At 46.7% G+C, this 14,875-nt stretch carries 12 protein-coding genes; 1 reads left to right on the plus strand and 11 read right to left on the minus strand.

The features are described 5' to 3' along the window. Positions 1-225 precede the first annotated feature (225 nt). The 8 genes from sigC to ctpB all read right to left on the minus strand — a co-directional run bounded on the left by sigC (position 226) and on the right by ctpB (position 8,354). On the minus strand, positions 226-1,491 hold the full coding sequence (gene sigC, locus J7529_RS10800; RefSeq protein WP_318728965.1) for an RNA polymerase sigma factor SigC: 1,266 nt from the start codon (positions 1,489-1,491) through the stop codon (positions 226-228). Positions 1,492-2,084: 593 nt separating this feature from the next. Next, positions 2,085-3,038, minus strand: a complete 954-nt coding sequence (locus J7529_RS10805; RefSeq protein WP_318728966.1) for an NAD(P)H-dependent glycerol-3-phosphate dehydrogenase — start codon at positions 3,036-3,038, stop codon at positions 2,085-2,087. Positions 3,039-3,125: 87 nt separating this feature from the next. Continuing rightward, positions 3,126-3,809 carry a Uma2 family endonuclease gene (locus J7529_RS10810; protein ID WP_318728967.1) on the minus strand — a complete coding sequence of 228 codons (684 nt, stop codon included), beginning with the start codon at positions 3,807-3,809 and terminating at the stop codon, positions 3,126-3,128. 17 nt (positions 3,810-3,826) lie between these two features. Then, positions 3,827-4,552 (minus strand): Uma2 family endonuclease, encoded by a 726-nt coding sequence (locus J7529_RS10815; protein WP_318728968.1) that lies wholly within the window; start codon positions 4,550-4,552, stop codon positions 3,827-3,829. A 20-nt stretch (positions 4,553-4,572) separates the two neighbouring features. Beyond that, positions 4,573-4,698, minus strand: a complete 126-nt coding sequence (locus J7529_RS10820; RefSeq protein ID WP_318728969.1) for a hypothetical protein — start codon at positions 4,696-4,698, stop codon at positions 4,573-4,575. Continuing rightward, positions 4,691-5,449: a class I SAM-dependent methyltransferase gene (locus J7529_RS10825; protein ID WP_318728970.1), complete on the minus strand. Its 759-nt coding sequence runs from the start codon at positions 5,447-5,449 to the stop codon at positions 4,691-4,693. Before J7529_RS10825 ends, J7529_RS10820 begins: the two co-directional genes overlap by 8 nt. Then, entirely contained in the window at positions 5,442-6,596 is a 1,155-nt protein-coding gene (gene grrM / locus J7529_RS10830; RefSeq protein WP_318728971.1) for a cyclophane-forming radical SAM/SPASM peptide maturase GrrM/OscB, read from the minus strand. Before grrM ends, J7529_RS10825 begins: the two co-directional genes overlap by 8 nt. Positions 6,597-7,049: 453 nt before the next feature. Continuing rightward, on the minus strand, positions 7,050-8,354 hold the full coding sequence (gene ctpB, locus J7529_RS10835) for a carboxyl-terminal processing protease CtpB (protein WP_318728972.1): 1,305 nt from the start codon (positions 8,352-8,354) through the stop codon (positions 7,050-7,052). A 287-nt stretch (positions 8,355-8,641) separates the two neighbouring features. Here ctpB and J7529_RS10840 point away from each other — a divergent pair, with 287 nt between their 5' ends. Further along, positions 8,642-9,367, plus strand: a complete 726-nt coding sequence (locus tag J7529_RS10840; RefSeq protein ID WP_318728973.1) for a YdcF family protein — start codon at positions 8,642-8,644, stop codon at positions 9,365-9,367. Between the two features lie 68 nt (positions 9,368-9,435). Here J7529_RS10840 and J7529_RS10845 read toward each other — a convergent pair whose 3' ends face one another. From J7529_RS10845 to sat, 3 genes are all read right to left on the minus strand, one after another. Next, a complete protein-coding gene (locus J7529_RS10845; protein ID WP_271938387.1) occupies positions 9,436-11,106 on the minus strand; it encodes a tetratricopeptide repeat protein in 1,671 nt (556 codons plus the stop codon). Positions 11,107-11,199: 93 nt separating this feature from the next. Then, positions 11,200-13,509 carry a caspase family protein gene (locus tag J7529_RS10850; RefSeq protein ID WP_318728974.1) on the minus strand — a complete coding sequence of 770 codons (2,310 nt, stop codon included), beginning with the start codon at positions 13,507-13,509 and terminating at the stop codon, positions 11,200-11,202. A 141-nt stretch (positions 13,510-13,650) separates the two neighbouring features. Next, positions 13,651-14,823: a sulfate adenylyltransferase gene (sat, locus tag J7529_RS10855; RefSeq protein WP_318728975.1), complete on the minus strand. Its 1,173-nt coding sequence runs from the start codon at positions 14,821-14,823 to the stop codon at positions 13,651-13,653. Between the last annotated feature and the right edge of the window lie 52 nt (positions 14,824-14,875).

Below are 14,875 nucleotides of genomic sequence, written 5' to 3' on the forward strand. Positions count from 1 at the left end.
TCTATTGGGGGACAACTCTGGGCCATCTCCATTCAAAAGAACAGATGACAGAGAAGAAGACCCGTTCCTCTTCTCTGTCGAATCTTTACTCGGAGAACACCAAGAGTTACTATAACTTTGTTGAAAATAATTGTCAATACATTAGAAAAAAAAAAGTCGGGAAAGACCTTTCCCGACTGCTTTAGGATCGAATGAGTGATGACGGAGTAAAAGACGCGGAGGCAGTTAACTGAGAGATTCAAGATAATCCCGAACTCGGTTACGGCGCTTAGGTTGGCGGAGCTTTTGTAAGGCTTTGGCCTCAATTTGCCGGACTCTCTCGCGAGAGAGTTCTAGGGCGCGGCCAATTTCGGCTAAGGAATAGGGATGACCATCACCGAGGCCAAAGCGCATTTGAATGACATCCCGTTCCCGACTGGTTAAGTCCGCCATCAGGTGGCGCAGGTCTTGTTGTAAGGATTCGCGCATTAAGGATTCTTCAGGGGAAATGCTATCTGTTTCTAGAAGTTCTCCCAGTTCTGTATCTTTATCTTTACCCACCTTGGTTTCCAGGGATACTGAGCGAGGAACCCGCAACAGCACTTCTCGAATTTGGCTTGGGGTCATGTCTAGTTCTGCCCCTAAATCTTCGATAGTAGGGGTGCGCCCTTTGTCTTGGGCCAGTTTGCGTTGGGCTTTTTTGATCTTATTGAGTTTTTCGGTAATGTGGACCGGTAGGCGGATCGTGCGGCTTTGGGTGGCGATCGCCCGGGTAATCCCTTGGCGAATCCACCAGTAGGCATAGGTGCTAAAGCGATACCCTTTAGTGGGGTCAAATTTTTCTACTGCTCGTTCTAGTCCCAAGGTTCCTTCTTGAACCAAATCTAGCAACTCTAAACCCCGATTTTGGTATTTTTTGGCCACTGAGACCACCAGACGCAAGTTAGCCTTAATCATGTGGTCTTTCGATTTCAGGCCAGCCGATTGCATTTCGTCTAACTGTGCCACGGTTAATCCAGCTAACTGTGCCCAATGGCGTTTCCCTTCGACCAAAGCGACTTTAAGGGCTGGCACATGGGTTTGAGCAACTTCTGCCCAGCGCTCCCAACTGGGGCGATGTCCAAGCTGGGACGTGAGGCGATCGCGAATTTCTATTAATCGCACATACTCTTGAATCGGCCCAGTTTCCGATTGTCCAGCTTGATTGCGTAATTCGATCAGTTGAATATAGCGCTGGACTTGTTGAGCTTCTGCAACTTCCTCATCGCGACCGAGCAAGTGGACTCTGCCAATTTCTTGGAGATACAACCGGACTAAATCCGTTGTGCGACGGTTGACTGAGGTGGGCCGGTTACGGGATTCCGTAGACTCCATTTCCAGTTCAGCCATTGTCTCTGAGGAGGTCAAGTCTTCTTGGGAAGTGAAATCCTCCGACGCTTCTAACTCATAGCTAGAGGTAGAGGATTCATTGTATTCAGGGTTCGGGCCAAAAGCAGTTACTGGCGTAGTCATCGTCTCAGTTGCTCCAAGTCATGAAAGGGAAGCATTTACAGGGTTCCCATCCGATTAGGGTTCCCTAATAGGGGGATGAATGACAGAATCTTTAGATTTTTTTAAGAAATCTATCGGTCTGTGACTTCATCAACTCAATCAAGTTTTCCGAGTTTTGAGGGAGTGAACTTGAGTCTCAATTGCCTAAGCCAGAATGGGCCTCAACCACAGAGATTCAGTTTCTCTAAGAACTCAGGAGTAAGCTTATCAACTTTTACTTACTGTTGTTTACGGTTAAGCCGGTTTTATGGCGTTTTAGCCTTAAGTTAACCAGTTCTCATATTTTTTTATTAGGAGAATCAATTCAGATGGACTATGAAATCCTGCACCCTGATTGATTGAGCGTTCGACTGCGTATCCTATGTTTTTTTGCAAGTCCACTCTACTATAGATAGAGGTTACCTTAAGGGAAGTGACTTGGGTCAAAGGTTGAATTAATCTGTATCACTAAGTTTTGTGAGATCAAAAGATCTTCACAAGTGTGAAACCCATGCCCAGATTGGGGTAGCCTGGATTGGACTCCCCTTGTCTTTCTTCTTATTCACGCTCTCAAATCAGGATTCAGGTTTAATATCTCTTAACATCAGGGCATGAAGCGCCTGATGGGGACTGATTTTCCCTTGCAGTAGTAAATCAACTTGAGTACAGATCGGGATAGGAATGTGATGAGTTTGGGCCAATTGGACTAAAACTTGTGTCGTATTAACCCCTTCTGCGGTTCCTTCCAGATGGTCGAGAATTTCCCATAGGGGTTTCTCTTTTGCGAGTTGATAGCCGACTTGATAGTTGCGGCTGAGGGGACTATTACAGGTGGCTAATAGGTCGCCTAAACCGGAGAGTCCGTAGAAGGTTTCGGGTTTGGCTCCCCAATGAGTACCGATGCGGATCATTTCAGTTAGGCCCCGTGTGAGCAAGGCGGCTTTGGCGTTGGTTCCCAGGTGTAGACCGTCACAGACTCCAGCGGCGATCGCCAAAACGTTTTTTAAGGTTCCCCCCAGCTCTACCCCTAGGGGGTCGTCATTGGTGTAAACCCGAAAGCGGGTGGAGGAAAAGACCTGTTGCACCCATTGTGCAGCTTGGGGGTCTCGACTGGCAACGGTAGTTGCAGCAGGGAGACCTTGGTTAATTTCTTTGGAGAGGTTTGGCCCTGCTAAAACGATGACATTATTCTCAGGAAAAGCATTTTGCCAGAGCTGGGAGGGCGTGATGCGATCGCTCGGATCGAGGCCTTTAGTAACTGTGACAATCGCAGTAGAAGGGTTCAGACCACAAGTTTGAACTTGCTCAATCACGGGTTTTACCCCTTTCATCGAAACAGCGCTCAGAACCAGGGACGCACCAGCAAGAGCTTCACAGAGGGGGAGATCGCCGCGACGAGACCAAAGGGTGACGTGATAGTGGCGCTCTCGGGCGAGTTGAGCGAGGGTTTTCCCCCACACTCCACCCCCGATAACGGCAATGGAGAGTACTGGATGTGAAGCAAAAGAGGATGATAGTTCAGAAGTCATGGATGTCTTCAACTTGGGTTTTCTATTGATCTATTACCCTTGCAGCTCTGGTGACCCATGAAAAGAGGTTTTTTGGCCGGAGAGGCCCTATTCAATACTATCGGGGTCGATGTTGAGTTCCCACAATTTAGCCGCTAGGCGATCGGCGCGTTGAGTTTCGCGATCGGCAATTTCTTCCGGTGTCAAAACTAACTCCCCTTCGGCTGTGAAAAAGCGTAATTGGCGATCGCGCCTTCCCAAATATAATCCCAATTCCTCGCTCCACAAGTCTCCTGATTCATTGGCAGCGATCTCTGCATAGTCACCACCCTTGAATATAAATCCCTGTAACTCCAGCGTTTCTAGGTCAAACCAGAAATATTGTGGCGCTCTAAAAATCTTTTGGTAAAGCTCTTTTTTCCATTGGCGATCGGCTGATGTGTTTTTCTGCGAGAAGATTTCCACAATCACATGGGGATATTTACCATCTTCCTTCCAAACCACCCAACTTTTGCGCGGTTTTCTCTCCGTTTTCAGGGCCACAAAGAAATCTGGGCTGCGCCAGTTCCCTGATTCGATTTGTTGGCGACTATAGTAGACCGAGAGATTACCCGCAACGTAGAAATCCTGGCGAGATCTCCAATGTCTTTCTAAAGATTGAATTAAGAGGATAACTTGTTTTAGATGCAGGTCGCTGTCCATGGGAGGTTCATTGCTGTAAAGATCGCTAGGGGGGAAGATAATCTCTGCTTCCGATTCGGTATTGGATACTAAGGTTGAGGAATCAGTCATGGCAAAAAATAGAGGAATTAGAGCGTATCGGGATCGATGTTAAGTTCTCTAAGTTTAGCCGCTAGGCGAGTAACTCGTTGAGCTTCTGTTTCAGCTCGTTGAGCTTCCGCATCGGCTCGTTGAGTCTCTCGGTCGGCGATTTCATTCGGTGTCAAAACCAACTCACCTTCGGCTGTGAAAAAGCGTAATTGGCGATCGCTCCTGCCTAAATACAATCCGAGTTCTTGACTCCATAAGTATCCCGACGGGTTGGCCGCGATCGTCTGATATTGACCCCCAAGCATAACGAATCCTTCAAACTCTAAAGTATCGGGGTCAAACCAGAAATATTCCGGAGTACTAAAAATATTTTCATAAATCTGTTTTTTTAATCCCCGATCTACCGATGCCGTTTTTTTGGATAAAATTTCCACAATCACATTGGGATACTGACCATTTTCCTGCCAAACCGTCCAACTTTTGCGGGGTTTGCGCTCTGTTCCTAGGACGACAAAGAAATCGGGGCCGCGAAAGTCTTCTGATTTGAGTTGTCGGGGACTATAGTAGATGGTGAGGTTCCCTGCTGCGTAGAAATCTTGGCGAGATCTCCAGAGTCTTTCTAAACATTGAATTAATAGGATAATTTGTCTTAGATGCAGTTCACTTTCCACGGGAGGTTCATCACTGTAAAGGTCACCAGGAGGGAAGAGAATCTCTTCTTCTGTGGGTTGGATATGGGATAAGGTAAGGGAAGAGGCAGTCATGGCGGTACAAAATAGAGGAATTAGGGCGCGATCGCCATCAGCAGGAGTTTTGCTTGAACTGGATATATTTTAGCTGATGCCAAAAATGACAGATTTTGTAGGGGTAAAAAATCTTTCGCCCCTACATGCTTGTCGCTATTACCCATTATCAGGGCGTTGGCCGATATAAAAAACGTAGCCATAATATTGACTGTAATGGCGATAGAGATCGATTTCTTGTTGTTCGTTCTCTAAAACTTGTAAGGATTCTGGGTCATTTTGATACTGTATTTTAAGCTGATTAATTTTGTTCTCTACAGGCGTATAGTAATCCGTCCACCAGGCAATTTCTGGCAACACAAAGGTATCAACGATCGCGTAACCGGCCGTTTCCATGGCGGTCCGATTCTCCTCTAAGGTTCTCATGGAGGGATAACCTTCTTGCCAAAACTGCTTGACGGGTTCAGGAGGATTGGGTTTTAACCAGGTGATTTCGGTGACTGCGATGTATCCTCCGGGTTTGAGGAGCGATCGCCACTTGCTCAAGCCGCGATCGAAACCCATAATATAAATCGCACCTTCCGACCAAATTAGATTGAAAGACTGCGCTGCAAAGGGCAAGTCTGCCATATCTGCACAGACGACTTCCAGGCGACTTCCCCATCCTTGAGTCTCGAATCGTTGTTTCAGCTCATCCAGATAGGCTTGATGGAAATCAACCGCAGTAATGGTTCCATTGCTCAGAGTGGCCAGATCCAGGGTTTGTTGTCCCGGCCCACAACCAACATCTAAAATTTGGGGACAGTTGGGTAACGCACTCAAGCGAGAAAAGGCCTGTTGAGTCGAGGCAAAGTTGCCGGGGCCTTCCCTGGGAAGATTACTGTGAATTTGCCAAAATACGGGATGAAAATCAGACATGGGTCAGTCCTAAAGATTCTTCTAAACGTTCAACCACTAAATCGGTAATCATTTGTTCATAATATTGACATGCCATGGTTTGTGAAGAGCAAAAGGTTTTATTTTCCCAATATTTGTTACTGGCAGAACCTCCGCCACAAATTCCATAGTATTGACAAGTTTGTTGGCACAGTTCGACCCCAGCCGTGATATCGGCATAGATGTGTTGGAATTTTTCGCTCTGGCATACGGATTCTAAGCTATCGGTGAGGATATTACCGAGGATAAAATCACCGTATTCTGCGGTTTTAATCGCTAACAATTCCGGATCGAACATGGAAAAATTGCCCTGATGATCGACGTTGAGAATGACGAAGGGGGTGGTTAAGCCACTGCGAGGGATGCGATCGCCGTTATAAATCAAGTTGCAAATCCGCTCAAATTCCCGTAGTTTGAATTCTCCACCGCTTTGAGTGGTCAAATCCCAAAATCGGCGAATAAACGCCTTGTAGCGCCTTTTAGCGTCCGTATTGGCGAGGGATGAGGACTGGTGTCCCCCCTCTAATTCCTCGATATTAAAGCCCACATCCGTCATGCCATTATCCATGAAAAAGGCAAACAGTTCATCAGCGCGATCGAGGGAATCTTCGGTAATCACGGTGATAATGTTAAATGGCACATCCTGTTCTTGTAAGTGGCGAATCCCGCGCATCGTGCTGTGATGGGTTCCCCGTCCCGTGCGGGTTTTCCGATGGGCATCATGGATAAAATCAGGGCCGTCAAGGCTCACCCCAACTTGTACGTTATAGCGCTTAAATAGATCGCACCACTCTGGTGTAATTAAGGTGGCGTTGGTTTGTACCGATTGACCAATTTCGCACCCCGTTTTATTTAAGGTTTTATCCAGTTCTGCAATCTGAGAGAGGGCAGTTTCATAGAACGAAATGGGAACAGCGAGCGGTTCCCCCGCGTGCCAACAGATGGTAAAGCGATCTCCCACAAACGGACTCTCGAAGATCGCGCGAAACACCGGTTCAATCAGATCCAGGGAAAACTGCTGCTTCAGATGGCGATCGGGTAAATAACAATAGTCACAATCAAGATTACAAAAGGATGTCGTTTGCAGAATCACTAAATCTAAGGGGCCAAAGTTAGAGAAATCCAACATACGAGTTATTCATAAGGGTTTATTGTGACTCCATTCTACAGAATCATCCTATTCCCTATCATTCCCGATTCTGTTGCATAAGCGGTGATCCTCATCACTCAAAGGAGCATGAGGATTAGATAAATAAGGGCGAAGTTTCTGGCAAGTTCTCTGCATTAAAGAGTCAAAGTCCACATCCCACACCTTATTAAGCAATTAAGCGCAACTTCATAGAGAAATGGTATTAGGGAGATACTGATAAGAACCCACCCAAATAATCAGCGCATGACCTGTGGCAAAGAGCATCATCCCAACCTCCCCTTTAAGTATTTGCTTAAGTCTCTTGCTCTATAGTGCCAGACACCGAACAAAATCTAATGCATCAAATTAGATGAAACAGTCCACTACTAGCTACTAGCTGAGACCCGATTTGTAGGGGCGAAAAATTTTTCGTCCCTACAGGTGAGGATTCAATCAATTTTCAAACGCCGTGGCTAAAGGTTTCGGAGACAATTGAGCAACTAAAGAGGCGATCGCCTGGGTATAATGGCGATCGGAAGACGTTGCACGCAAACGAGTATTTCGTACTAAGCGCCGTTGCTCTTGTTGACTCAACTCTATCGTCACATCTGGCGTAATCCCCATTTTACTGATATCGGTTCCTTTTGGCGTGTAATAATGGGCAACGGTCACCGCTAATCCAGACCCATCGGAGAGGGAATGAACTGCCTGCACTAAAGCTTTACCAAAGGTTTTCATACCCACAATTTGAGCGCGATGATTATCTTGCAGAGCGCCAGTGAGAATTTCACTAGAACTAGCCGATTTTTGATCGACTAAAACCGCTAAAGGTCTTTTCGTTAAGGCCGTACGGTTTGCTCGCACAGACTCCCAATTACCATCACGGTCAATGGTACTGACAATTGCCCCATTGTCAAGCCACATACGGGCAATTTCAATGCTTGATTCTAATAATCCCCCTGGGTTACCGCGCAAATCCAACACAAACCCATCAACTTTTTGATCTTCTAAATCCTTAATCGAGCGCTCCATTTGTTCTGCTGCATGGGAGCTAAATTCATCTAAGCGAATATAGCCGACTCGCAGGGAACCCTCTTGTTTCACTTCATAATTAACCGCAGGCACTTCCACCGTAGCTCGGACTAATTCTAATTCAAAAGGCCCCCATCCGGGTCGGGTTAGTTTCAGTTTAACTTGACTGCCCACATCCCCTCGAATCAGTTGGCTCACGGTTTGTATAGACATGCCTTCCGTAGACTGACCATCAATGGCTAAAATGATGTCTCCAGCCAGAATCCCCGCTTTTAAGGCAGGAGAGTTTTCATAGGGTTTAACCACGGTTAATCGGCGGGTTTGGGGATGGATTTCTAAAGAAATACCCACCCCTGATAATTCCCCAGAGGTTTGCTCGGTCAGTCGTTGAAACTGCTTAGGGTCAAGAAAACGGGTATAGGGATCATTGAGCTGTTTGAGAGCGGCTCGAATGGCTCTATAGGCTTGATCCGGACTGGTATATTGGCGATCCAGGAGATCCTGTCGCACATTTAACCAATCGACTTGATTAAAATTGGGGTCAACATACTCGCGGTTCACAATTTGCCAGGTTTCATCCACAATGGATTTGGGACTATCCTGTAGGGCTGCACTTACGGATTGACACCAGGCTGTACCCAGTAAACCTAAGCTTGCTGTGGTAGTTAATGTGCCACTGAGCAAGGCAATCTGAAGCGGTTTTAAGCAGTTTTTATACCAATTCATTGGGATTATTCGCGATGGAGGTTAGAGAGTGAGCCGTCCTATTCGGTCTTCATCTTCATTTTATCGATTAATTTAGTCGATGAGCCGCAATACTGAATTAATCGAAGAAGGCAAAAGGCTCAAGGAAGCCCTTTGAGGCTACTTCAAGGGGAAAATCTCACTTTCCCTATTGTGGGCCACTTTTCCCAGGGTTCGACCCGTGAACATAACATAACTTTACATCGACTCAGCAAAATGGCGATCGCCTATACTCAGAATCGCATGGATGGTCGGTTCGTTGGGAGGTGATGATGAAGATTTGGGCGCGACTCGGCTCTTGGGTGCTGCCTCGTTGGTTGCTGTTTGGCACTTTGGTAGGACTTAGTTTGATTATAGTGATTGGCAGTGGTTGGGCGATCGCCACGTCACAAAAACTTTCTGCTGCTTCCCAATCTCCCCTTGATGCCTATCTAATGCTAGGGGGTAGTATTCGCCGAGAAGTCCATATGACGCAAGTCGCTAAAAATAATCCCAACATTCCTATTTTAATCTCCCAAGGAGCCGATGATCCGTGCATTATTCGCCTATTTGAAGTTAATACTGCTCCCCAAAATCAAGTGTGGTTAGAACGTTGCGCCCATTCCACCTTTGAAAACTTTTACTATACGTTACCCATTCTGAAACAATGGGGAGTTCACCACGTGCAAATGATTACCTCTGCTCGGCATCTCCCTCGTGCCCAATGGTTAGGACAAATTATCCTCGGTAGTCATGGCATTTGGATGGAAACGTATACGGTCGAAGAACAAGGCATTCCTGGCAATACGGAATCGAGTTTAAAAACGGGATTAGATGTGATTCGTAGTCTCATTTGGGCAGGACTTAGCCAATTTTATCAACCCAGTTGCGGGCAGTTTTATCGCCTCGTAGACTCTAATTTACAAGAGTGGATAGCCCAAAAATATCGCTGTGAAAATCAATGGGATTTACGCCATATTTTTAAGGATATGCCTGGAATAGGGAATGGGGAATAGGGCGTTATCTCCGCTCCCTTCGACTCTGCTCAGGGAGCGTCTGCGTCCTCCTCATTCGCCATGTTTCCCTAAGAGGCAGAACCAGCAACTTTCAATTCTCCTGCCATGATTCGCTTAAAGACTTGATGGTTGCGAACTGATTCTAAGTCGGCATCATTTTGAGCCACTTCCCGATACATGGGATTAATTTTAATGGCCCGATGGAGACTAATGAGGGAAGATTTTTGATCGCCCATTAAGGCATAACAATAGGCTTTATTGTAATGGGCATTGGCATGATCGGGTTTACATTTTAGGGCTTCATCAAGACTCGATAGAGCTTCTTTATAGCGTTTCAGTTTACTGAGGGTGTATCCCCGGTTATCCCATGCTTCATATTTATCGGGTTGTATGCGAAGGGCTTGTTCGTAGGAGGCAATTGCCTCATCAAAGCGATCTAATTTTTCTAAAGTATTGCCCCGATTATTCCAATAATCGGCTTTATTCTCTTCTAACTCGATCGCCCGATCGTAGGCTTCGAGGGCTTCTTCATACCGGTTTAATTCATACAGAACATAGCCTTTTGCATACCAAACTTCGGGATTATTGGCTTGCAAACTCAGAACCTGGTTATAGGAATCTAAAGCGGGTTCATAGCGCCGGATTTGGGCTAAAGAATTACCGCGTTGTTGCCAAAGTAAGGGATCGTCAGCACGATATTGAATGGCTTTATCATAGGCAGAAACGGCTTCTTCATAGCGCTGAAGTTTCACCAAGACATTGGCTAAATTCATCCAAATTAGGGGGTCAGATTGTTTATACGCAACGGCTTTATTATAGGACTCTAAAGATTCTTCATAGTGTTGTAATTTAGCCAAGGTTCCACCGCGATTATTCCAGGCTTCAGGAAAATTCTCCCGTAATTTTAACGCCCGATCGTAGGATGCGATCGCTTCTGAATGGCGGCCGAGTTTGGCTAATGCACCGCCGCGATTATTCCAGGCTTCAGGAAAATGGGTTTGATGGGCGATCGCCTGATCGTAAAGGGTAATCGCTTCATGATACCGACCTTGCAAAAATTGGGTATCTCCTTGCCTCAGATACTCATTGGCTGCTTTAGAATAGGATGGAGGGGGAGGGGGTTGGGCAGGATTTGCCCCATTTGTGCCATTTGCCCCATTTGTGCCATTGATTCCATTGCTTGCTCCATGGCCATTTTGCATAGCATTGGCTGCTTCCGTTAACCGAGGTAAAACTTCTGCTAATTTTTGATAAATTTCATCTTTTGCTTTTTCGGTCTCAGCCGCAATTTCCCTAAGTTCCGATACGGCTTCTGACTTAGCGTGACTGATTTGTTGTTCAGCTAATAATTCTTTTTCAGCGATCGCCTCTAACACGGTTTCGGCAGAACCAATGGTCTGTTTAATCGAGGATACCGCATCCTGTTGAAAGCTGGCCAACTCTTGTTTATGAAACTCCGTTTGCTGCTTTAACCGTTGCAGTTGGAGCCAAAAGCCAATGGTCACCAGGGCAAAAAACAGCGCCAAAAACGCCACAAACAAGGCATTCATGGAGATCATCGTACTAAAAAACGTCGCCTCTACTTCATCGGCGATCGCATCCCGCACGTCAGAATCTAATCTTCCCCCCTGTGCAATAAGCTGTTCTTCCTGTAACTCTTGAGCGGCTGAAGGTTCAACCACTGCCAAATTTGCCAGTCCTCCCGTAGACCATATGAGGGTCGAGAGGATGAATGCCATCTGATTGTTCATTTGAGTGCCCGGTAAAACCTGCCAGATTTCTCCAAATTATCCCATTTTTCGTTAAATTGACGAGTGTATTCTAATTCACTGCTAGACGACACGGTAAATAAAGCTTAATGAACACCAAGCCTTAACCGAAAACGCATAACTATCAGGTTTGATCCATTCTGGAGCAAGTTCGGCCCGACTGGCTTGGTGTAAATCTTCTAAAATCGCTTTAGCTGTAGCTCCAGGGTTTTTGACCGTACCCGATACGCCCTTTGATCCAGTTGAAGATTCAGCTAACTTCAAGACTTTAGCCGTTTGCGTAAAAGGAGCCACACTAAAGAGGATTTGGGTGTGGGCTAATCCTTCCCCACAGCATACCGTCCATTCAACTGGGGCGATCGCCTCTGGCAAAAAAATACTGGCTCCTGGAGGAATGACTAACTGTTGATTTTCTACGGTAACATTCAGCTCTGTCTGGCTTCCAGAAGTTGGGCTGGCGCTTTTGGGGGATAAGGAGACTTTAGAGGGTTGAAATAGCTCTAATGCTCCAGAACGATCCAAGCCGAACAACATCACGTATAAGGGGCGATCTTCCTGGTTATGGAGACGGTAACCGATGCGAGAGCCGATCTCTAGATTAAGCAAGGAGGGGATTTTTGCGGCTGAAGTCCGGGGAAGGGGCGATCGCACGGGTTCCTGCCTAGCGATAATTTCTCGTTCGGGAGTAAGCTTCTCCAAAGTAGCTCGCACCGCCAAACGAGACGATCCAGGATTAACCGTTAACTGTAACAGTTTCATCGCCCACAGGCCATCCAGGGTGGGCATTAACCGCCGAATTGCTGTTTTAACGGCTTCATCGGTTTCTCCCATGGTATGGGGAATTAAGTCTAATCCAGGAGAAAATAAGCCATAGCTGTTGTGGGAATTAATACCCTGGGAGAGATTGGAATTAATTCCCTTACTAAACACACAATTAACCGCTTGGGTTAATTCTCCTAAAACCACGGTAGACACATTGGGAATACCTGAAAAGGCACTGGTGGCATCAACCCGTTCTATACGTTCTAAGTCTTGGCAAATCCCCACGACTAAGTTTAGGGAACGGGAGAGATAACGCACCGATTCTTGAATCAGGTGTCCTTCCTCTATGTCTAGGTCAACGTTATTGCCAGGAACCATTACGGCTTTTGCCTTTAAGCCTTCAATCGAGCGCAGTTGAATCAGGGGGGTTGACGCTGGGGGGGACTCTGGCGTTGGGGTGAGAGTAAATAGGGAAGAGGGCTGATAGTTATTGAGGACTTCTGGAGGCAGTCCACCGAGCCACAGAGTCAAACTTTTACCATCTTCGGCGATCTCCTCAACCATCCCTTCGGCTCCTTGGAGATCGGGTGCTTTCCACTGGGTAAGGGTTTGAGTCGCGTCCTGACTTTTGGCACCACTTAAATGGGGTTGTTCGCGATCGCCCGCCAATTTTTGTACCTGATTCGAGACAGTCGCTAAACTCACCGATAAGCGAGTTTCAGGGACAGCTAACCACAGATGTTGCGTCAACTCATAGGTCAACAACCCTGCACTAAAACCATTCCATTGACTCTCAAATGCGTTTTCCCCCAATCCTTGACTGGGGGCTTGTTCGATGGGTCTCTGAATCGGCATCGCCGCAGAAATCACGACACCCGGCAGTTGTCCAAACCGACGTTGTATCCGCAATTGTTCGGCATCGGCTTTGAGATCGTCGCGCAGTTGGTCTTGCAGTGCTTGTACTTCTGGAGTCAGCTCCATACTGCGAGTGTTCCAACTCTCTTTTAAATGGGGATAAGAGCGTCCCCGTAGCACTCCCATCTGTTGCCGCTCTAGAGTTCCATAACTGGTATCGAGAATGGTCACCACTTGAGTAGTTTTTAGGGATTTGAGCAACAGTTGTAGAGTCGATTCTAGAAGATCGTTGATTTGCCCCCCAGAGGCTTGTGGGAGAGTGCCATCAATGGGGACTAAGCTGCTTTGTAGTTCGGCTGGAGTCTCTCCGGTTTGAACAGAGCGACCATAGCCACTAAAGTGGAAGACTACCACATCATCGGGTCGCACTTGGGAAATCAGATGATTGATAAAAGCCGATTCAATCTGTTCACGGGTGGCTTGCTCATTGGTGAGGGTTAAGATATCGCGGGAACTGAATCCTAAGCGATCAACTAACAGTTCTCGTTGCAGTTCCACATCGGTTAGGCATCCTTGGAGTTTGAGGCTCTCTTTCAGAGGATATTGATTAATCCCCACCAAAAGGGCTAACTTCCGAGAGGTGGGTTTGGCGATCGCCGCTAAAGCGCGATCGCTCAACTGCCATAAACTCGCTTCACTTATGCCTAACGTCGCTAAGGCTAAACCTGCCTGCTGTAGAAATTCCCGCCGCTTCATAATTTGCCATCAGCTATCCGCTCTCCGCTATCAGCCTATCAGCTTTTTAGCCCTTTGCGTGGGTAATGGGAAGTCAGCAGTGAGCACTCAGCAATAAGGTAAGCATGGCCCACCTTATCACAACTGACTTCTGAACCCCGTCTATTGCTGAATCTGCATCGCTTTGGCCAATTCGGCCGCTACTTCTGGGCGAGAAAATTCTGGGGGCGGAAGTTGACCAGACCGTAACATTTCCCTAACTTTAGTGCCTGACAAATGAATCCGATCTTCTTTTTTGCTGGGACTGGTTTTTGCCGTAGCCATACCTCCCGTTAATTTGCAGTAAAAGGCATGTTCAAATTTCATCGGCACAATGCCCAATTCTGACGGTTCAAACTCATCAAAAATATATTGAGCATCATAGGTTCCATAATAGTCACCAACCCCGGCATGATCTCGACCGACAATAAAGTGAGTACAGCCATAATTTTTCCGCAGAATGGCATGGAAAATCGCTTCTCTGGGGCCAGCGTAGCGCATGGCAGCAGGATTAATAGCCAACATCACCCGGTCTTGGGGATAATATTTTTCGATAATAATTTCATAGCAGCGCATCCGCACATCTGCCGGAATATCGTCACTCTTGGTGGCTCCCACCAGGGGATGGAGCAAGAGACCATCCACCGTTTCCATGGCACATTTTTGAATATATTCATGGGCACGATGAACTGGGTTGCGAGTCTGAAACCCGACAATGGTTTTCCAGCCTTTTTCTTTAAATGCAACCCGTGTATCTGCGGGGTCAATTTGATAGTTAGGGAAGAGGGGATGGGGGTCGCGTTGTAAGAGCCAAATGGGGCCCGCTAAATTCACTTCTCCTTGTTCATAAACGACTTTTACGCCGGGATGTTTTTCGTCGTCTGTACGATAAACATTTTTCACTTCATGGGTTTTGTTATATTGATATTTCTGGGTTAACTCCAAAATGCCCACAAAGCGCCCTTGAGGATCGTCTAAACGTACCCAAGATCCTTCATTTAAAGGCTCTGCTACTTCTGGGGTTACCGATAAGGTAATGGGAATGGCCCAGGGGAGTCCATTTTGGAGATGCATATCCGTGACTACGGTTTCATAGTCTTTTTGCTCCATAAAACCGGTTAACGGGCTAAATCCGCCAATGGCAATTAATACGAGGTCGGAAAAGGCGCGATCGTCGAGTTGAACCCGAGGAAGGGTGTCGGCTTTTTGTAAATATTCTTGCTTTTCTTCTGGGGTAACCACTCGGTTGATCAGTTGACCACCATGGGGAGGAATGCCATCAGGATGAATCGTCATAAGATAGTGCGCTTCGCGCGATAATTGGGTAATTTGTAATGGGTCAGGCGAA

It is taken from the genome of Roseofilum sp. Guam (genome assembly GCF_017746735.1).
Lineage (GTDB): Bacteria > Cyanobacteriota > Cyanobacteriia > Cyanobacteriales > Desertifilaceae > Roseofilum > Roseofilum reptotaenium.